Source organism: Streptomyces sp. NPDC043952 (assembly GCF_056435325.1).
The window spans coordinates 55,609-73,826 of sequence record NZ_JBWKES010000021.1; the positions used below are offsets into that span (position 1 = coordinate 55,609).

Genomic DNA, 18,218 nt, shown 5'->3' on the forward strand with positions numbered 1-18,218 from the left:
CCCCGGGCCTCACCTTTTGCCCACAGGGACGATCGTTCGGCTGAAGCCCTGTGGAGCCTTTCGCCGAGAGGCGACCGCCGTCCGCGCCCACGTCCAAGCCGCCCCGGCCGTGAATCCCCCCGTCACGGCCGGGGCTTCCTCATGCGCGCCGGGCTCCCAAATCCGACCGACGGGCGGCCCTATCCGCCGATGCCCGCCGCGGCCAGCATCCGGCAGATCCCGGTGGCGGTCGCCGTCGCCCCGGCCGCGCCGAGGAACTCCCGCAGGTCCGCGGTGAGCCGCCGGGCGTGGGTGAAGAACAGTCCGTGACCGGCGTTCTCGTACACCTTCAGGACGGCGCCCGGCACCAGCCGGGCCAGCCGCTCACCCGTATGGGCGAGGGGCGCGGAGGTGTCGTGGGTGCCGTGCACGACGAGCACGGGCACGTCCACGGCGGGCAGCTCGGCGGTGAGGTCGAGGGCGGTCACGACGGACCGTACGCCGGTGGCGGCGCGGGGCGTGGCCACCAGGCAGCGGTCGACGAGATGGCGGACGTAGGCGTCCGAGACCTCGTTGCCCGCGCTGGAGACGGCGAAGAACGCGTCCGCGAAATGGGTGAACCAGGCCGGCCGGTCGCGCCGGAAGAACTCGTCGTCGGCGCGGGCGAGGGCCGGGTCCACGCCGTCGGGCAGCCCCTGCGAGCGCATGATGCCCGGCGCGACCCCGCAGACCAGCGCGATCCGGGCCACCCGGTCGGAGCCGTGCCGGGTCAGGCAGCGCACCACCTCGGCGGTGCCGACGGAGTGCCCGATCAGGGTGGCCGCGCGCAGGTCGAGGTGGTCGAGCAGCCCCTGGAGGTCGTCGGCGAGGGTGTCGAGGTCGTACCCCGACCAGACGTCGTCCGAGCGCCCGTGGCCGCGCCGGTCCAGGCCCACGCAGCGGTACCCGGCCTCCGCGAGCGGCAGCATCTGGTGCTCCCACATCTCGTGGCCCAGGTAGGCGCTCGCGACGAAGACGGCGACCGCGCCGGAGGCGGGACCGTGGTCGACGTAGTGCAGCCGGGTGCCGTCGACGGGGCTCTCGTAGTACGGCATGGGGTCCTCCTCGGAGATGGCGCGCGAGCGGCGGCGGACGCGTGGGGCCGTGCTCCGCCGATGATCCCGATCGTGCCCGCGGCGGGCCGCGGGGTCGATTACCCGGCACGTCAAGCACGTGTGTCCGGGTGCCCGGTCCGCGTGTGCCGGACGGTCGGCCGGGTACCCGGCCGGTCGGTCGCGGGCCGTCGGCCCGAGGGCGGAAGGAGACCAGCCTCGCCGAGAAGGACATGACGCCCGAGGCCATCGCCACGATCGAGGAGGCGTTCGAGGCCGCCGGGGTCGGCCACAGCACCGAGGTCTACCCCGGCACCATCCACGGCTTCACCATGGCGGACACGGACGCCTTCGACCCCGCCGCCTTCCGGCGCCACTGGGACCGGCTGCTTCCCCTCCTCGGGCGCACCCTGCCCCAGAACTGACGTCCGTACGCTGGTGCTTGACGTCCCGTCAGGCGCCCGGCGTCCGCTCCCGCAGGGCCGTCCGCCAGGCGGGGAGCGGGCTCTCGGGGGCCGGGGCGGGGCGGTGGCCGCCGCTGGTGAAGAAGTCGGCCAGCGGGAGGATCGCGGCGCCGACGGTCACGGCGTCCGGTCCGAGCCGGCCGAGTTCGATGGCGACCTTGTCGGCGGGGTGGCGCAGGGCGTACGTCGCCGCGTGCCGGCGCACGGCGGGCAGGAACCGGGTGCCGAGCTGGAGCCCGGCCCAGCCGCCGACGATGATCCGCTCGGGCTGGAAGAGGTTGATCAGGTCGGACAGGCCCGCCCCCAGATACTCGGCGGTCTCCTCCAGGACGGCCAGCGCCACCGGGTCCGCCGTGCCGCCCGCCACCGGATAGGCGGCCGCGAGCATGGCGGTGAGCGCGGTCTCCTCGTCCGCCCCGGCGGGTGGCCGGCCGCCCGCCTCGCGCCAGCGGGCGAGCAGCGACTCGGCGCCCGCGTACGCCTCCAGGCAGCCCGGAGCGCCGCAGCGGCAGCGGCGTCCGCGCACCCGTACCGTCAGATGACCCCACTCGACGGCCCGCCCGCGCTCCACCTCGGGGGTCACCAGGCAGGCGCCGACACCGGAGCCGAACAGCACGACGACGGCGTTGCGGGCGCCCCGGCCCGCGCCGAACCACATCTCGGCCTGGCCCAGTGTCTTGGCCCCGTTGTCGATGAAGTACCGGACTGTCTCCGGCAGTTCGGAGGCGGACCGGAGCAGCCGCTCCAGCGGGACCGCGTCCCAGCCGATGGTCTGCCCGTGTACGACGGCGCCCCGGTCGGCGGTGTGCTCGACGATGCCGGGGACGCCGACGCCGATGCCCAGCAGCCGTTCGGGTACGGCGCCTTGCGCCTCCAGCACCTCGGCGACGCCCTCGCGGATGTGTCCGGCGATGACGTCGGCGTCGTAGCGCTGGGGGGTCAGCGGGCGTTCGGTGCGGGCCAGTTCGGTCAGGGCCAGGTCGAACAGCTCGACGCGGACGCGGGTTTCGCCGACGTCGACGCCGATCATCTGTCCGCTGTCCGGGGCGACGCGCAGCAGGGTGCGGGGGCGCCCGCCGTCGGAGTCGACGCTGCCGGCCTCCTCGACCAGTCCGTCGGCGACCAGGTCGGCGACGACATTGCTGACCGAGCCGGAGCTGAGACCGGTGGCCGGGCCCAGCTCGAAGCGGCTCAACGGGCCGTCGAAGTACAGCCGCTGCAACACGGCGGTGCGGTTGCCCCGCCGAAGGTCACGTACCGTGCGCCCGTTCCGCCCCGCCATGCGGCTCCTTTCACGAACCATGCCCGACCTGCAACATACTCCTTCGGGCGACCGGAACGCGACTTTCCACCAACCCTTAGTTCATGCTGTGAGCTAAGCAGGAGGCGGGTGTGCCCGTCACGCCGGGGCGCAATCGGCGGCCCGGTCCGCCGCGCACACGTGGTCGACGGCTGCCGTGCCCGCGCCCGCCGGGGCGCCGAAGCGGGCCAGGGTGTGCCAGATCATCTTCAGGTGCTGGAGGTCGTGACGGCCGGTGCGGGCGGCGTCGCCGAGGTGGCGGGGGGTCAGGATGCCGTCGGAGGCGAGGCGGGCGCCGAGGGCGGCGTACCGGGGGCCCCGGTAGTCGGCGTGGCGGCGGAGGTGGTCGACGGTGAGGACGTAACCGGGGTGCCATTCCAGGGGGAAGGGCAGGCCGCGGGCCGCCGCCTCCACGGGGGTGCCGCGGTAGCTCGCGTCCAGGACCAGGGCTTCCACGTCCCCATCGAGCAGCACTCCCCCGTGGACGTGGCTCTCGATGTAGTCGTCCAGCGCGTCCCGCTCGTCCGCCTCGGCGAGGGCGATCAGGTTCATCGCGCCGGCCACCCCGAAGTCGGTGGGTTCGGCGGCGCTGTCCGGGTAGCAGAAGGTGGCGCGGGCCGTGGCCGCCGCGGTGAGCCGCAGGTGCGAGGAGCCGAACCGCGGGGCGGCGCCCACCACTTGGCGGCGGAAGTCCAGCGCGCCGTACACCGGCCGCTCCGCGGGCCCGGCGTCGTCGTAGGCACCGCCGAAGATCCGGCTCTCCCAGCGCCACCGGTCGCCGCCCAGGTGCGCGGTGAGCCCGCCGTTGCTGGTGCCGGTGACGAACTGGGAGTGGTAGGCGCCGTCGCGGGCGAGCGAGTCGAGGATCGGCAGCCCGCCCGAGAGCCGGTCGGGGTGGAAGTTGAGGGTGATGCGCGGGCCGGGGGCGAGCGGGGGGCCGCAGGCGTGGGCGGCCACATGCCGCAGGGCGCGCAGGGCACGCGTCGGGAGCCCGTCCGGGAAATCCATTGGCCCGCCCTTCCTGGAGGTACCTAGGCTGGTCAGGGGCCTCATCTTCCCCGGTCCGGTACCCGCACGACGAAGGATTTTCCATGAAACCGCTTACCGAGCAGGACATCCGCGGCTCTTTCGTGAACTGCTCGAAGGGTGAGGCCAAGCGGCTCGCCGTGCCGCGGGACCTGGCGGAATGGCCGTGGGAGGACCTGGACTTCCTCGGCTGGCGCGATCCGGGCGCGCCCGACCGCAGCTATCTGGTCACCGAGCGGGCGGATCGGCTCGTCGGCGTCGCCCTGCGCTTCCCCTCCTCCCAGCGCGGCTTCCTGCACCGCAGCATGTGCTCCCTGTGCCTGACCACCCATCGCGGCGGCGGGGTGTCCCTGATGACCGCGCGCAAGGCGGGCACGGCGGGCCGCGAGGGCAATTCGGTCGGCCTGTACATGTGCACGGACCTGGCCTGCTCGCTGTACCTGCGCGGCAAGAAGCTCCCCGACAGCGGCATGCGGTTCGAGGAGAGCCTGACCCTCCAGGAGCAGATCGCCCGGACGACCGGCAACCTGTCCGCGTTCCTCGACAAGCTGTACGGCTGAGTCCCCGGTCCCCCGCCGGATGGCCCAACCTCTCACCCCGCTCGAACAGCCACGTTCGACGCGGCCGGGGAAGGGGAACAGGCCAAGGGATGCACGAGGTACGCAAGGGGTTCGAGGGACTGCTGCGGCTGGTGAAGCGCCGCCGGGAACCGGTGGTCGTCCAGACGCTGCGGTCGGCCGCGGCGGCGACGGTCGCCTATGTCATCGCGCTCCGGCTCAGTCCCGAGCCGGCCCCGCTGACCGCTCCCCTGACCGCGCTGCTGGTGGTCCAGGTGACGTTCTTCGCCACCCTCACCAACGGCATCCGCCGGGTGAACGCGGTGGTGGCCGGCGTCCTGGTGGCCATCGCCTTCAGCGTGCTGGTGGGCCTGACCTGGTGGAGCCTCGCGCTGCTGATCGTGGCCTCGCTGGCCGTCGGCCATCTGGTGCGGGTGGACGAGTACGTCGCCGAGGTGGCGATCAGCGCGATGCTGGTGCTCGGGGTGACCACCGTCGGCTTCACCGCGTGGGCGCGGATCGTGGAGACGCTGATCGGGGCGGTCGTCGGCACCGCCTGCAATCTGCTGCTGCCGCCGCCCGTCTGGGTGGACAAGGCGGGGCAGTCGATCGAGGACCTGGCGCGCCGGGTGCGGCAGTTGATGCTGCGGATGGGCGAGGAGGCCGCGGACCGCATCCCCTGGGAGCAGGCGGCCGAGCGGCTGCACGAGGCGCGCCGGCTGGACCAGTACATCGCCGAGGTGGACGCCTCGCTGCGGCAGGCCGAGGACAGTCTGCGGCTCAACCCGCGGGTCAAGGAGGGTCTGCTGCACCGGGTGGTGCTGCGCACCGGCCTGGACACGCTGGAGATCTGCACGGTGGTGCTGCGGGTGCTGGCCCGTTCCTTCACCGATCTGGCGAAGGCCCGCGAGTCCGACTATCTGTTCCCGCCCGGCGTCGGGGCGACCGTGGAGGAGCTGCTGTCGCAGATCGGCGACGCGGTGGTCAGCTTCGCGGTGCTGGTGACCGCCCATCTGAGCGCGGACGCCGAGTCGGCGGAGTCCCGGCTGACGGCCGAGCTGCACACCGCGGCCGGCACCCGCGACCGGCTGGCCGAGCAGCTGCGGGAGGAGATCCGCGCGGACTGGGCGAACTGGCAGCTGCTGGGCGCCGTACTGACCGAGACCACCCGGATCATCGACGAGCTGGACACCGAGCACCGCACCCACCGGCTGCTGGAGGAGCTGGACCGGGTCTCGCGCGAGCAGCGCGCCAAGCTGCCCCGCATGACACGGCTGCGCGAGCGGCTCGGGGTGCAGGAGGAGCTGTGGCGCCGTACGGGGTTCGGTGACCGCACGCGGTGAGCGGCCGCGGTCCGGTGCCGGGCTTGCCCCGCGGGCCCGGCGCGGGCGAGGGTGGCCGTGGACGACCGGGACGACCCGAGGTGGGCGCATGAACACGCGGACAGGGGCGGGCGGCTGCTGGAACCGGCGCAGGTTCCTCGGGATGGGCGCGGGCGCGGCCGCCGCGGTGGCCATGCCGGCACCGGCCGCCCCGCCCCCGGACCCGGCGCCGGGCCACCGGCCCGCCGACCGCTCCGCCGGGCCCCGCCCGCTGTACCTGGGCACGTACACCTCCGTGCCCGGCGGTGGCACCGGCATCGGACTCGCCGCGTACGACCCGGAGTCGGGCCGGATCACCGGCTCCGGGACGCTCACCGGGGTCCCCGACCCGTCGTACCTCGCCGTCCACCCGGACGGCCGGACGCTGTACGCCGTCGACGAGCGCGAGGACGGCGGGGTGACGGCCGTACGGCTCGCCGACCGGCGCGTCCTCGGCACGCGGAGCACCGGGGGCGCGGGGCCCTGCCATCTGTCGGTGCACCCGTCCGGGCGGTGGCTGCTCAGCGCCGACTACGGCTCGGGCAGTGTGGCCGTGCACCCGATCGACGCCTCGGGCGCCCTGGGCGAGCGCACCGACCTGGTCACGCACACCTCGCCGGCGCCGGGGCCCGGCCAGGACGGGCCGCACGCGCACCAGTTCCGCACCGGTCCGGACGGCCGCCATCTGCTCGCGGTGGACCTCGGCACCGACACCGTCTACACCTACCGGCTCGACCCCGCGAAGGGCACGCTCACCGAGGTGGGCCGGGCGCACACCCGGCCGGGCGCGGGACCGCGCCATCTGACCTTCCATCCGGGCGGGCGGCACGCCTATCTGGCCAACGAGGTGGACGACACGGTCGCCGTCTGCGGGTACGACCCCGTCACCGGGCGGCTGACGATCGGCGAGCCGCAGTCCACGGGCGCCACCGGGGACGTCACCAACTACCCGGCCCAACTGCTGGTCACGGCGGACGGCCGGTACGCCTTCCTCGCCAACCGGGGCCACAACAGCCTGGCCCGGTACGCGATCGAGGCCGAGGGGGCCCGGCTGCGGCTGCTCGGCACGGTGCCGGTGGGCGGGGACTTCCCGCGGCAGATCGCCTTCTCGCCGGACGGCCGGCTACTGTTCGCGGCGAACCAGCGCTCCGGCACGGTCACCGTCTTCCATGTCGACGCCGACCGCGGTGAACTGCGCCCGGCGGGCGGGCCGTTCGCCTCACCCGTCGCCGTCTGCGCGCTGCCGCTGTAGCGTCCGGGGGCACCTGGCGGCGCTCGCCTGCGCCAGCAGCGCGTGCACCCGCTCGGTGAGCTGACCGAGGTCGTCGGCGGGCGTGTGGAAGGGCAGACGTACGTCGCCGTGGGCGCGGGTGCGTTCGATGCGCAGGGTCAGTCCGTGCCGGTCGACGGCGAGGGGCAGCACCCGGACCGCGGCGTGCAGGCTCTCCGGGCGCACCAGGCGGGTGAGCCGCTCCACGGCGTCCGGGTGGGCCTCGGCGAGATGGGTGAGCAGCCCGGCCTCGGCGGTGGCCAGCGGGTCGGGGCGGGCGGCGGCGAACTCGTCCGGGTCGACGAGTACGGCGCCGCAGGAGCGCCGCAGCACCACCCGGTCGGGGTGGAGGCGCAGGGCGCCGTCGGCGGGGGTGAGCCGGCCGGCCAGCCAGAGGCGGGCGCGGATCCGGTCGCGCACGGCCACGGGGGCCACGTCGGCGAACTCCAGCACCGCGCGGGTGTCCTGGCGCGGGGCGCAGAGGGCGGCCCCATGGAGCGCGCTGTCCTCGGGCACCGTCAGCAGGACCGCGCCCCCGTCGGTCACGGTGTGCGCGCCGACGTACTCCTCGCGGGCGCCGCCCGCGGTCACCGCGCACGACCACGCGGCGGCGAGCACCGAGCGCGCCCGTTCCGCCGCGCCGGGGGCGGCCGTCCATGTCTGCGTGTCACCCATGTCCCGAGACCTCCTTAGGTAAGCCTTGCCTAACTTATCGGAGATCGGGGCGCGCGCCAACCAGGCGCACGGAAGGTATCGGGCGGCGGAGAGACGGCGGGACATGACCGCAAGCCACCCGGGGAAGTTTCGTGGCCTCAGGCGATGGCGCCGAGCAGCGCCCGTGCGCACAGGTCGCGCACCTGCTCCCGGCCCGGCTCGCCGTCGCGCAGCCACTCCAGGCAGACGGCGGTGGTGAAGGCGAGCCAGCCGCGCACGGCCAGGCGCAGGTGCGGGGCGCGCTCGAAGGCGGGCCCGAACTCGGGGTCGGCCGCGAGAGCGGCGAGTATCTGCTTCTCCTGCGCGGCCAGGGCCCGTTGGTAGACCCGGCGCACGGCCTGGTCGCCGGCGGCGTCCGCGCGGTGGAAGGCGCGGAAGCCGTGGGCGTGGGCCTGCACATAGCCGAGGTAGATGTCGAGCCCCGCGGTCAGCTGCTCGCGCGCCGGCACGCCCGGCTCGGCCGCCGTCATGCGCAGCATGCGCTCGCTCTCGCGCTCCACGACCGCCGCGAAGAAGTCCCGCTTGGTCGGGAAGTAGTGGTAGAGCAGCCCGCGCGAGACGCCGGCGAGATCGGCGACTTGCTCGATCCACACCTCGTCGTAGGGGCTCTCCGAGAACAGCCGCGCGCCGACCGTCAGCAGCTGCTCACGGCGTTCGCCGGTGCTGAGGCGGCGCCGGACGCGTTCCCCCTGGTTCGCGGGCATGGCGTCACTTTACTTGACGCGGATTCAACAAGCGGACCAGACTGAGGCCGTTGTTGAATCCACGTACAACAGGCGCGCGCCGCGCGGTCGACGGCCCGCCGGGTCAAGGGAGATCGGCATCATGGCGCAGACGACGGAGCGGGCACGGGCCACGGACGGGACCGGGGGCGCGCCGCTGCCGAAGGGCTTCCGCAGCGCCGAGCTGGGATGGCCCGAGCTGGACCGCGTCCCGCATCCGCCGCGCCGGCTGCCGCTGCTCGGCGATGTGCTGGGCGTCGACCGGCGCAGGCCCATCCAGGACTCGATGCGGTTCGCGCGCGGACTGGGGCCCGTTTTCCGGCGCCGGATCTTCAGCAAGGAGATCGTCGTCGTGTGGGGGGCGGGTCCGGCGGCCGATCTCGCCGACGAGTCCCGGTTCGCCAAGCATGTCGGGCTGGGCGTGGCCAACCTCCGGTCGGTCGGCGGGGACGGGCTGTTCACCGCGTACAACCACGAGCCCAACTGGCAGCTGGCGCACGACGTGCTGGCGCCCGGATTCAGCCGGGACGCGATGGCGGGCTACCACTCGATGATGCTCGCGGTCGCCGGGCGGCTGACCGACCGCTGGGACCGGGAACTGGCCGCGGGGCGCGCGGTGGACGTGCCCGGTGACATGACCAAGCTGACCCTGGAGACGATCGCGCGGACGGGGTTCGGCCACGACTTCGGCTCCTTCGAGCGGGACCGGCCGCACCCCTTCGTCTCCGCGATGATCGGCACGCTGACCTACGCCCAGCGGCTCAACTCCGTGCCGGGCCCGCTCGCCCCGCTCCTGCTGCGCGCCGCCGCCCGGCGCAACGCGGCCGACATCGCGTACCTGAACCGTACGGTCGACGCCCTGGTCGAGGAGCGGCGCGCGTCGGGCGGCGGTGAGGGCGACCTGCTGGACCGGATGCTGGCCACGGAGCACCCGTCGACCGGTGCGAAGCTGTCCGCGCAGAACGTCCGCCGGCAGGTCATCACCTTCCTGGTCGCCGGGCACGAGACCACCTCGGGCGCCCTCTCCTTCGCCCTGTACTACCTCGCCCGGCACCCGGAGATCGCCGCGAGGGCGCGCGCCGAGGTGGACCGGGTCTGGGGCGGCGCCGGGCAACCCGCCTACGAGCAGGTGGCCAAGCTGCGGTATGTGCGCCGGGTGCTCGACGAGTCGCTGCGGCTGTGGCCGACCGCGCCCGCGTTCGCCCGCGAGGCCCGCCGGGATACGGTGCTCGCCGGGGACCATCCGATGCTCCGGGGCGCATGGGCCCTGGTCCTCACGCCCATGCTGCACCGCGACCCCGCGGTGTGGGGCGAGCACGCGGAGGACTTCGACCCCGACCGCTTCACCCCCCAGGCGGTCCGCACCCGCGCCCCGCACACCTTCAAGCCCTTCGGCACCGGGCTGCGCGCCTGCATCGGCCGCCAGTTCGCCCTGCACGAGGCCACCCTCGTCCTCGCGCTCCTGCTCCGCCGCTACGACCTGCACGCCGACCCGGCGTACCGGCTGACGGTGACCGAGCGGCTGACCCTGATGCCGGAGGACTTCCGGCTGCGGCTGACGCGTCGGGCGACGACAGGGCGGGCGCCGGAGGGAGACGGGGTTCCGGTTCCCGACGGCGACGGTTGCCAGGCGCGGGGGGAGGGCAAAGTTTCTGACGGCGACGGTTGCCCGGTGCCGGAGGAGGACGGGGCTCCCGGAGGTGGCTGCCCGGCGCAGGCGGGTGAGGGCCGGGAAGGTGAGGAGGACCGGGAGCGGAGCTGATGCGGTCCGCCCGCGCTCCGCGCGCCCCTCACTCCCAGTGCGCGGGCCGGCTCAGCGTCCCCGGCAACCGCGTCCCCCTGCTCCCCCGAGCCGCGTTCACCTGCGGCTGGGTGAGGAAGAAGGCGCCGGTCAGGTCGGCGTCGGAGAGATCGGCGTCCCGGAGATCGGCGCCGATCATGTCGGCGTCCCGCAGATCCGCGCCGGTGAGGTCGGCGGCGATGAGGTACGCGCCGCGGAGGGTGGCCCCGCGCAGGTCGGCGCCCCGGAGCCGGGCACCCATCAAGTCCGCGCCCCGCCGGTCCTTGCCCTTGCCGCCCTTTCCGCCCTTGGCACCCTTTGCGCCCTTGCCCTCTGCCGCCCCGGCCCGGACCAGCTCGCTGGTGCGCAGCAGGAGGACGTTGATCTCCGCGCGGTGCGCGGCCACGTCCAGCGCGGCCAGTTCCCCGGCGGGCAGCAGAGTGAGGCGCTCGGTCTCGTCCAGCGCCCCGCGCAGCTCGGGATGGACAGGCCGGGCGGCGGGCAGGGTCAGCGCCTCGGTCAGGTACCAGAGCAGTTCGTGCAGCTGTCGTACGACGGGGAACGCCTCGAACATCCGGCGGGCCTGGTCCTTCGGCGCCGTACGCCAGTCCTGGCCGCCGAAGGTGTGGCGCGAGACCTTCTGGCCCGCGCCGAAGCAGTCGTAGACCGTGCAGCCGGTGAAGCCCTTGTCCCGCAGCCGGGCGTGGATGCCGCAGCGGTGGTCGGCGGCGAGGTTGGGGCACGGCGTGCCCGCGGGCTTGCCGAGCGCGAAGTCGGCGGACGCGGCGAAGGGCAGCGCGACACAGCACAGCCCGAAGCAGTTCCCGCAGTCCCCGCGCAGCTGGGGAAGTCCGGCTGTCTGATCTGGCATGCACACAGCCTACCGGCGCCGACCAGCCGGAATCCCGGCCCGCCGAACCGGAGGTTGCGGCCCCCGCCGTACGGGGGTTACCTGGAAGTACCGGCGGTGAAGCGCGCGCATGGGGGCTCCGGCACATACCGGGGGCCCAGGGGCGACGCCCGCTCCCCCGGCCCCGGCTTCGCCGCCGTCATCCAGCGTTTCACGCGGAGGTGACCAAGGTGAAAGCCGTCGTCTACGAAAAGCCGTTCAGCGTGGCGGTGCGAGACGTCGATGATCCGCGGATCGAGCACCCCAACGATGTGCTCGTCCGCGTCACGTCGACCGCGATCTGCGGCTCCGACCTGCATATGTACGAGGGCCGCACGGCGGCCGAGCCGGGCATCGTCTTCGGCCACGAGAACCTCGGGGTGATCGAGGAGGTCGGCAGCGGCGTCAGCTCGCTGTCCGTGGGCGACCGCGTCGTGATGCCGTTCAACGTGGCCTGCGGATTCTGCAAGAACTGCCTCGCCGGCGAGACCGGCTTCTGTCTGACGGTGAACCCCGGCTTCGCCGGCGGCGCCTACGGATACGTGGCCATGGGCCCGTACGAGGGCGGTCAGGCCGAGCATCTGCGGGTGCCGTTCGCCGACTTCAACTGTCTGAAACTGCCGCCGGGCGAACAGTTCGAGACCGACTTCGTGCTGCTCGCCGACATCTTCCCGACCGGCTACCACGGCTGTGAGCTGGCCCAGGTGTCCCCCGGTGAGAGCGTGGCCGTCTACGGCGCCGGTCCGGTGGGTCTGATGGCCGCCTACTCGGCGCTGCTGCGCGGCGCGTCCAAGGTGTTCGTGGTGGACCGGGTGCCCGAGCGGCTGGCCAAGGCCGAGGAGATCGGGGCCATCCCCGTCGACTTCACCAAGGGCGACCCGGCCGAGCAGATCAGGGCGCAGACGAACGGGGAGGGCACGGACAAGGGCGTGGACGCCGTCGGCTACCAGGCCCAGGCGCACGACGACACCAGCCACGAGGAGCCCGCCATCGTCCTCAACGCACTGGTGGAGACGGTCCGGGCGACCGGCAGGCTCGGTGTGCCGGGGCTGTACGTGCCGTCCGATCCGGGCGGGCCCGACGAGCACGCCAAGCACGGCCAGCTGCTGGTCTCGATCGGCAAGATGTTCGAGAAGGGCCAGAAGATGGGCACCGGCCAGTGCAACGTCAAGCGGTACAACCGCCAGCTGCGCGATCTGATCATCGCCGGGCGGGCCAAGCCCAGCTTCGTGGTCTCCCATGAACTGCCGCTGGACCAGGCACCGCAGGCGTACGAGAAGTTCGACAAGCGGATCGAGGGTTATACGAAGGTCGTCCTGCATCCGGGCCACGCGCTCGCCGCGTGAGGCCCTGGGGTCCGGGCGCCCTCGCCGGGTGTCCGGACCCGCTGTGTCACACCTCGTCCCGGACCAGCGCGAGGAGCCGGTCCAGCACCCTGGGCGCGCCGCTGCGCAGCCCGTCGTGCTCGTACTCGTCGGTGACCCAGGTGCGCAGCCCGCGGATGGCGGCGGCCGTGCGCAGCGCGTGCGCGGTGTCGACGTACATGTCGTCGTGGTAGACGGCCGCGGCGACCGGGACCTCGTTGGCGGCGAGGCGGTCGCGGTCGTACAGCGGGGTCCAGTCGGTGCGCGCGGCGAGCAGGTCGGCGGTCTCGCGCAACGGGCGCAGCGCGGGGTCGGTGTCGAACATCCAGGGGTGGATGGTCTCGCCGGTGAACAGCAGCGGCTCGTCGCCCGCGAGCGTCTTCGCGGCGTCGAACCGGGGGAACTCGGCGCGGACGCGTTCGGCGGCCCAGGCGGTGGGGCGGGCGTCCTGGCCGTAGATCGACTCGTGGACGAGGGCGTAGAGGGGGTGGCCCGCGAACGACAGCAGGGTCTGCACCTGCTCCTGGAAGGCGTCCGCCAGTTCGGTTCCGGCCGGGGTGCGGACGAAGGCGTCCTCCAGGAGGAGGTGCAGGCGGTGGCTGCCGTCGCCGCTGCCGAGCATCAGGCCGAGGGACTGGAATGCCTCGACGGTGAGGCGGTAGCCGTTCGGCAGCACCACGTCGTGGGTGAGCAGGTGCTCGGCGATGCGGCGGGCCCGCTCGACGTCCTGCGGGTACCGGGCGTAGTGCGCGGCGACCTTGCGTTCGACGCGGGGGTAGGCGGCGCGGTAGACGTCGTCGGCGTGCGCGTCGAGGTCGGGCAGTCCGCCGGTGATCAGGGCGGTGTCCAGGCCCTCGGGGGCGAGGGAGAGGTACGACACCGTGCAGAAGCCGCCGAAGCTCTGGCCGAGCACGGTCCAGGGGGCGCCGCCGGTGACCTCGGGGCGGATGGCCTCGCAGTCGCGCACGATGGAGTCGGCGCGGAAGTGGGTGAGGTAGTCGGCCTGTTCGGCCGGGCCGCCGCGCAGCGGGAGCGTCTGCCGGGTGGCGGGGGTGGAACGGCCCGTGCCGCGCTGGTCGAGCAGCAGCACCCGGTACTCGTCGAGCGCCCGGTCGAGCCATGCCTGCCGTTCGACGAAACGGTGCGCCCCGAAGCCCGGACCGCCCTGGAGGTACAGCAGCCAGGGCAGCTCCTCGTCCGCCTTGTTCCCGGCGACCACCTCCCGCGCGTACAGCTCGATGCTCTCGCCACCGGGGTCGGCGTGGTCGAGGGGCACGGTGAACCGGCGATCGGTCAGAACGACACCGGGCTGGCGGTAGCTGCTGCTCAACGGGTCTCCCGGAAGGCGTGGGGCGGACGGACCAAGTTCAGCACATGGGCGGGGAGCCGGGCGAAGGGGTGACGGGCGGGGCCGTGAGGTGCGAGGGCGGGCGCCCGCCGCGCGCCGGGGAAGGATGCGGTCGGGGCTCCCGTGCGGGCCGGGGCGCGCGCCACGCCCCGAAGTGCCGGTCTCCACGCCTGCCGCTGTCGCGATTAGGCTGCGTCACGCCCCCGTGATCGATCCCGAGGAGCCGCGATGCATGTCGCCCTGTTCCTGACGTGTGTCAATGACACGCTCTATCCGGAGACCGGGAAGGCCGTGGTGAAGCTGCTCACGAGGCTGGGGGTCGAGGTCGACTTCCCGATGGGGCAGACGTGTTGCGGGCAGGCGCACTACAACACCGGGTACCGGCACGAGGCGGAGCCGCTGGCGCGCCGGTTCGCGGAGGTGTTCGGCCCGTACGAGGCGGTCGTGACGCCCTCCGGGTCGTGCGGGGCGATGGTGCGGGAGCTGTACCCCCGGATGGCGGACCGGGCCAGGACCGAGGGGCGCGGGGACTCGCTCGCGCGGACTCTCGCGCCGGTGGTGCCGAAGACGTACGAGCTGACGGAGTTCCTCGTGGACGTGCTGGGCGTGACGGACGTGGGCGCCTGGTATCCGCACACGGTCACCTATCACCCGACCTGCCACGGCCTGCGGAGCCTGGGCCTCGGGGACCGGCCGCGCCGGCTGCTGGAGGCCGTCGGGGGGCTGGACCTGGTGGAGCTGCCGGGCGCGGACGAGTGCTGCGGGTTCGGCGGGACCTTCGCGGTGAAGAACGCCGCGGTCTCGGCGGCGATGGGCACGGACAAGGTGCGCAACGCCGAGTCGACCGGCGCCGAGGTGCTGTGCGCGGCCGACAACTCCTGTCTGATGCACATCGGCGGCACCATGACCCGGCTCCGCGCGGGCATCCGGCCCGTCCACCTCGCGGAGATCCTGGCGAGCACCAAGGAGGACCCGGCGCTATGAGCGGTACGTTCGTCGGCATGCCGGCCTTTCCCGAGGCGGCGCGCGCCGCCGTGGACAACCCGACCCTGCGCGGGAATCTGCGGCACGCCACCCACACCATCCGCGCCAAACGGGCGGGTGCGGTCGCGGAGTTGGCCGACTGGGCCGAGCTGCGCGAGGCGGGCCGCCGGATCAAAGACCACACGCTGCGCCATCTCGACCGCTATCTGGAGCAGTTGGAGGCGTCGGTGACCGCGGCCGGCGGCACCGTGCACTGGGCCGCCGACGCCGAGGAGGCCAACCGGATCGTGGCCGCACTGGTCAAGGAGACCGGCGAGTCGGAGGCCGTCAAGGTCAAGTCGATGGCCACGCAGGAGATCGGGCTCAACGAGGCGCTGGAGGCGGAGGGAATCCGCGCCTACGAGACCGATCTCGCCGAGCTGATCGTGCAGCTGGGCAAGGACCGCCCCTCGCACATCCTCGTCCCGGCCATCCACCGCAACCGCGCCGAGATCCGGGAGATCTTCACGCACGAGATGGCCGCCTGGGGCCGCCCCGCCCCCGAGGACCTGACCGAGGCGCCCGCCGACCTCGCCGAGGCCGCCCGGCTGCATCTGCGGGAGAAGTTCCTGCGGGCCAGGGTCGGCATCTCCGGCGCCAACTTCATGGTCGCCGAGACCGGCACCCTGGTCGTGGTGGAGTCCGAGGGCAACGGGCGGATGTGCCTGACCCTGCCGGAGACGCTGATCTCGGTCGTCGGCATCGAGAAGATCGTGCCCACCTGGCGCGACCTGGAGGTCTTCCTCCAGACCCTGCCCCGCTCCGCCACCGCCGAGCGGATGAACCCGTACACGTCGATGTGGACCGGCACCACCGACGAGGACGGCCCGCGCGCCTTCCACCTGGTGCTGCTCGACAACGGCCGCACCGACGCCCTCGCCGACCGGGTCGGCCGCCAGGCCCTGCGCTGCATCCGCTGCTCCGCCTGCCTGAACGTCTGCCCCGTCTACGAGCGGGCCGGCGGACACGCCTACGGCTCCGTCTACCCCGGCCCCATCGGCGCCATCCTCACCCCCCAGCTCCGGGGCACCGCGAGCGAGATCGACGCCTCCCTGCCGTACGCGTCGAGCCTGTGCGGCGCCTGCTACGAGGTGTGCCCGGTCGCCATCGACATCCCCGAGGTGCTGGTGCACCTGCGCGAACGGGTCGTCGAGGGCGGCCCCGCGGTGCGGGACGGCAACAGGGTGGTGCTGCGCCCGGCCAGGGGGCACGCCACCGAGCGGGCCGCGATGCGGGCGGCGGCCTGGGCGTTCGGGCACCCGCGCGCCCTGCGCACCGGCCAGCGGCTCGCCGCCCGCTCCCGCCGGCTGCACCCCCGTACCCTGCCGGGCCCCGGCCGGGCCTGGTCCGGCACCCGTGATCTGCCCAAGCTGCCCGCGGAGCCGTTCCGGGACTGGTGGCAGCGCACGCGCGGCGGAAAGGACGCCAAGTGAACAGCAGGGAGCGGATCCTGGGCCGGGTGCGGCGCGCCCTCGCCGGCGTCCCCGCGGACGAGGGGCCGTACGAGGAGGCCGTGCCCCGGCCCTATCTGCGCGAGCACGGGCGGCGGACGGTCGAGGAGACGGTCGATCTGCTGGCCGAGAACCTCACGGACTACCGGGCGGTCGTGCACCGCACCGGCGCGCAGGACTTGCCGGTCCTGGTCGCCAGGCTGCTCGCCGCGCGCGGCTCGCGGGAGGTGCTGGTGCCCGCGGGGCTGCCGCAGGAGTGGCTGGCCGCCACGGACGCGCAGCGGGTCGAGGACCGGTCCGGGGACACCCCGCGGCGGCTCGACCGGGTCGGCAGCGTGGTGACGGGCTGTGCCGTGGCGATCGCCGAGACCGGCACCCTCGTCCTCGACGGCTCCCCCGACCAGGGCCGCCGCCGCATCTCGCTCGTCCCGGACCACCACATCTGCGTGGTGAAGGTCCCCGAGCAGGTGGTCGCCTCCGTGCCCCAGGCCCTCGAACGCCTCGCTCCCACCCGCCCGTTGACCTGGATCTCCGGCCCCTCGGCCACCAGCGACATCGAGCTGGACCGGGTGGAGGGCGTGCACGGGCCGCGGACGCTGGAAGTGATCCTGCTGGACGGCTGAACACACAGACGGCGGCCGCCGATCGCCGCGCGGGGCACCGGCGGCGCCGCTAGCGTGGAGGTCATGATCCGGTTCGAGCACGTCACCAAGCGCTACCCGGACGGTACGACGGCCGTGGACGACCTCTCCTTCGAGGTCGCCGAGGGCGAGCTGGTGACGTTGGTCGGCCCCTCGGGCTGCGGCAAGACGACGACCATGATGATGGTGAACCGGCTGATCGAGCCGACCTCCGGGCGGATCAGCGTCGCCGGCGAGGACATCTCCGGGGTCGATCCGGTGCGGCTGCGCCGCCGCATCGGGTACGTCATCCAGCAGGTGGGTCTGTTCCCGCACCGCACCGTGCTGGACAACACCGCGACCGTGCCCGCGCTGCTCGGCTGGAAGCGGGCGAAGGCGCGGGCCAGGGCCGCCGAGCTGCTGGACCTGGTGGGCCTGGACCCGAAGACGTACGGGCCGCGCTATCCCGAGCAGTTGTCCGGCGGGCAGCGCCAGCGGGTCGGCGTGGCGCGGGCGCTGGCGGCGGACCCGCCGGTGCTGCTGATGGACGAGCCGTTCGGCGCGGTCGATCCGGTGGTGCGCGAGCAGTTGCAGGACGAGTTCCTGCGGATGCAGGCGGCGGTGCGCAAGACGGTGCTGCTGGTCACCCATGACATCGAGGAGGCCGTCCGGCTCGGCGACCGGATCGCCGTGTACGGTCAGGGCCGTATCGAACAGTTCGACACGCCGGGGGCGGTGCTGGGGGCGCCCGCCACGCCGTACGTCGCCTCGTTCGTGGGCGCGGACCGGGGGCTGAAGCGGCTCTCGGTGACCGCGATCGAGCCGGACGATCTTCAGCAGCCGCCCGTGGCCCGCCTGGACGAGCACGCCGGACGGGCGCGGGAGCGGCTGCGGGAGCAGGGCGCGCGCTGGGCGGTGGTGCTGGACGCGCGGGGCGATCTGCACGGCTGGGTCGGGGTCGAGGACCTCGCGGCGGGCGGCACGGTCGGACAGTACGCCCATCGGATGACCGCGTGGGTGCCGGTCGGGGCACCGCTGAAGCAGGCGTTCGGGATGATGCTCCAGTACGACGCCGGGTGGGTCGCGGTGCTTGACGGGGCGCGCTTCCTCGGGGTGCTGACCCCGGCCAAGCTGCACGAGGCGCTGCGCCGCTCGGTGGACGCGGACGCGCGGGGCGTGGCGCGCGGGCAGGTGCCCTTCGACTCCGTCTCGGACGCGTGAAGCCGGTGTCCTGTCTCCGCGTCCTGTCTCCGTGTCCT

The 18,218-nt window shown here is 73.7% G+C and carries 17 protein-coding genes; 10 read left to right on the plus strand and 7 right to left on the minus strand.

The window, feature by feature from the left end:
- Positions 1-179: 179 nt before the first annotated feature.
- Positions 180-1,073: an alpha/beta fold hydrolase gene (locus AC069R_RS23220; RefSeq protein ID WP_478768717.1), complete on the minus strand. Its 894-nt coding sequence runs from the start codon at positions 1,071-1,073 to the stop codon at positions 180-182.
- Between the two features lie 230 nt (positions 1,074-1,303).
- Here AC069R_RS23220 and AC069R_RS23225 point away from each other — a divergent pair, with 230 nt between their 5' ends.
- The gene (locus AC069R_RS23225) at positions 1,304-1,495 is read left to right on the plus strand and encodes a dienelactone hydrolase family protein (RefSeq protein ID WP_478768718.1); all 192 of its coding nucleotides are present in this window, start codon (positions 1,304-1,306) and stop codon (positions 1,493-1,495) included.
- Positions 1,496-1,523: 28 nt separating this feature from the next.
- Here AC069R_RS23225 and AC069R_RS23230 read toward each other — a convergent pair whose 3' ends face one another.
- Entirely contained in the window at positions 1,524-2,816 is a 1,293-nt protein-coding gene (locus tag AC069R_RS23230) for an ROK family protein (RefSeq protein ID WP_478768719.1), read from the minus strand.
- Positions 2,817-2,933: 117 nt separating this feature from the next.
- Positions 2,934-3,842 (minus strand): DUF3626 domain-containing protein, encoded by a 909-nt coding sequence (locus AC069R_RS23235; RefSeq protein WP_478768720.1) that lies wholly within the window; start codon positions 3,840-3,842, stop codon positions 2,934-2,936.
- An 83-nt stretch (positions 3,843-3,925) separates the two neighbouring features.
- Here AC069R_RS23235 and AC069R_RS23240 point away from each other — a divergent pair, with 83 nt between their 5' ends.
- The 3 genes from AC069R_RS23240 (at position 3,926) to AC069R_RS23250 (ending at position 7,030) form a co-directional block, all read left to right on the plus strand.
- Positions 3,926-4,420, plus strand: a complete 495-nt coding sequence (locus tag AC069R_RS23240) for an FBP domain-containing protein (RefSeq protein ID WP_478768721.1) — start codon at positions 3,926-3,928, stop codon at positions 4,418-4,420.
- An 89-nt stretch (positions 4,421-4,509) separates the two neighbouring features.
- Positions 4,510-5,760: an FUSC family protein gene (locus AC069R_RS23245; protein ID WP_478768722.1), complete on the plus strand. Its 1,251-nt coding sequence runs from the start codon at positions 4,510-4,512 to the stop codon at positions 5,758-5,760.
- An 88-nt stretch (positions 5,761-5,848) separates the two neighbouring features.
- On the plus strand, positions 5,849-7,030 hold the full coding sequence (locus AC069R_RS23250; protein ID WP_478768723.1) for a lactonase family protein: 1,182 nt from the start codon (positions 5,849-5,851) through the stop codon (positions 7,028-7,030).
- Here AC069R_RS23250 and AC069R_RS23255 read toward each other — a convergent pair.
- Together AC069R_RS23255 and AC069R_RS23260 are read right to left on the minus strand one after the other, a co-directional pair.
- A complete protein-coding gene (locus AC069R_RS23255) occupies positions 6,998-7,723 on the minus strand; it encodes a DUF2470 domain-containing protein (RefSeq protein WP_478768724.1) in 726 nt (241 codons plus the stop codon). The two genes, AC069R_RS23250 and AC069R_RS23255, sit on opposite strands and share 33 nt — an antisense overlap.
- 137 nt (positions 7,724-7,860) lie before the next feature.
- Complete coding sequence (locus AC069R_RS23260) at positions 7,861-8,466, minus strand: TetR/AcrR family transcriptional regulator (protein WP_478768725.1); 606 nt, start codon at positions 8,464-8,466, stop codon at positions 7,861-7,863.
- 121 nt (positions 8,467-8,587) lie between these two features.
- Between AC069R_RS23260 and AC069R_RS23265 the strand changes: the two genes are divergently transcribed.
- Entirely contained in the window at positions 8,588-10,246 is a 1,659-nt protein-coding gene (locus AC069R_RS23265; RefSeq protein WP_478768726.1) for a cytochrome P450, read from the plus strand.
- 28 nt (positions 10,247-10,274) lie between these two features.
- Here AC069R_RS23265 and AC069R_RS23270 read toward each other — a convergent pair whose 3' ends face one another.
- Positions 10,275-11,135 carry a pentapeptide repeat-containing protein gene (locus tag AC069R_RS23270; protein WP_478768727.1) on the minus strand — a complete coding sequence of 287 codons (861 nt, stop codon included), beginning with the start codon at positions 11,133-11,135 and terminating at the stop codon, positions 10,275-10,277.
- Between the two features lie 209 nt (positions 11,136-11,344).
- On the opposite strand from AC069R_RS23270, the gene AC069R_RS23275 reads away from it, so the two are divergent.
- Positions 11,345-12,499 carry a glutathione-independent formaldehyde dehydrogenase gene (locus AC069R_RS23275; protein ID WP_478768763.1) on the plus strand — a complete coding sequence of 385 codons (1,155 nt, stop codon included), beginning with the start codon at positions 11,345-11,347 and terminating at the stop codon, positions 12,497-12,499.
- Between the two features lie 46 nt (positions 12,500-12,545).
- On the opposite strand, the gene AC069R_RS23280 is transcribed toward AC069R_RS23275, so the two are convergent.
- On the minus strand, positions 12,546-13,847 hold the full coding sequence (locus tag AC069R_RS23280) for an alpha/beta fold hydrolase (RefSeq protein WP_478768728.1): 1,302 nt from the start codon (positions 13,845-13,847) through the stop codon (positions 12,546-12,548).
- A 246-nt stretch (positions 13,848-14,093) separates the two neighbouring features.
- On the opposite strand from AC069R_RS23280, the gene AC069R_RS23285 reads away from it, so the two are divergent.
- From AC069R_RS23285 to AC069R_RS23300, 4 genes are all read left to right on the plus strand, one after another.
- Positions 14,094-14,849: a (Fe-S)-binding protein gene (locus AC069R_RS23285; protein WP_478768729.1), complete on the plus strand. Its 756-nt coding sequence runs from the start codon at positions 14,094-14,096 to the stop codon at positions 14,847-14,849.
- Positions 14,846-16,321 (plus strand): LutB/LldF family L-lactate oxidation iron-sulfur protein, encoded by a 1,476-nt coding sequence (locus tag AC069R_RS23290; protein ID WP_478768730.1) that lies wholly within the window; start codon positions 14,846-14,848, stop codon positions 16,319-16,321. The genes AC069R_RS23285 and AC069R_RS23290 overlap by 4 nt, the downstream gene beginning before the upstream one ends.
- A complete protein-coding gene (locus tag AC069R_RS23295) occupies positions 16,318-16,962 on the plus strand; it encodes a LutC/YkgG family protein (RefSeq protein ID WP_478768731.1) in 645 nt (214 codons plus the stop codon). Before AC069R_RS23290 ends, AC069R_RS23295 begins: the two co-directional genes overlap by 4 nt.
- 63 nt (positions 16,963-17,025) lie before the next feature.
- Positions 17,026-18,180 carry an ATP-binding cassette domain-containing protein gene (locus AC069R_RS23300; protein ID WP_478768732.1) on the plus strand — a complete coding sequence of 385 codons (1,155 nt, stop codon included), beginning with the start codon at positions 17,026-17,028 and terminating at the stop codon, positions 18,178-18,180.
- Positions 18,181-18,218: the final 38 nt, after the last annotated feature.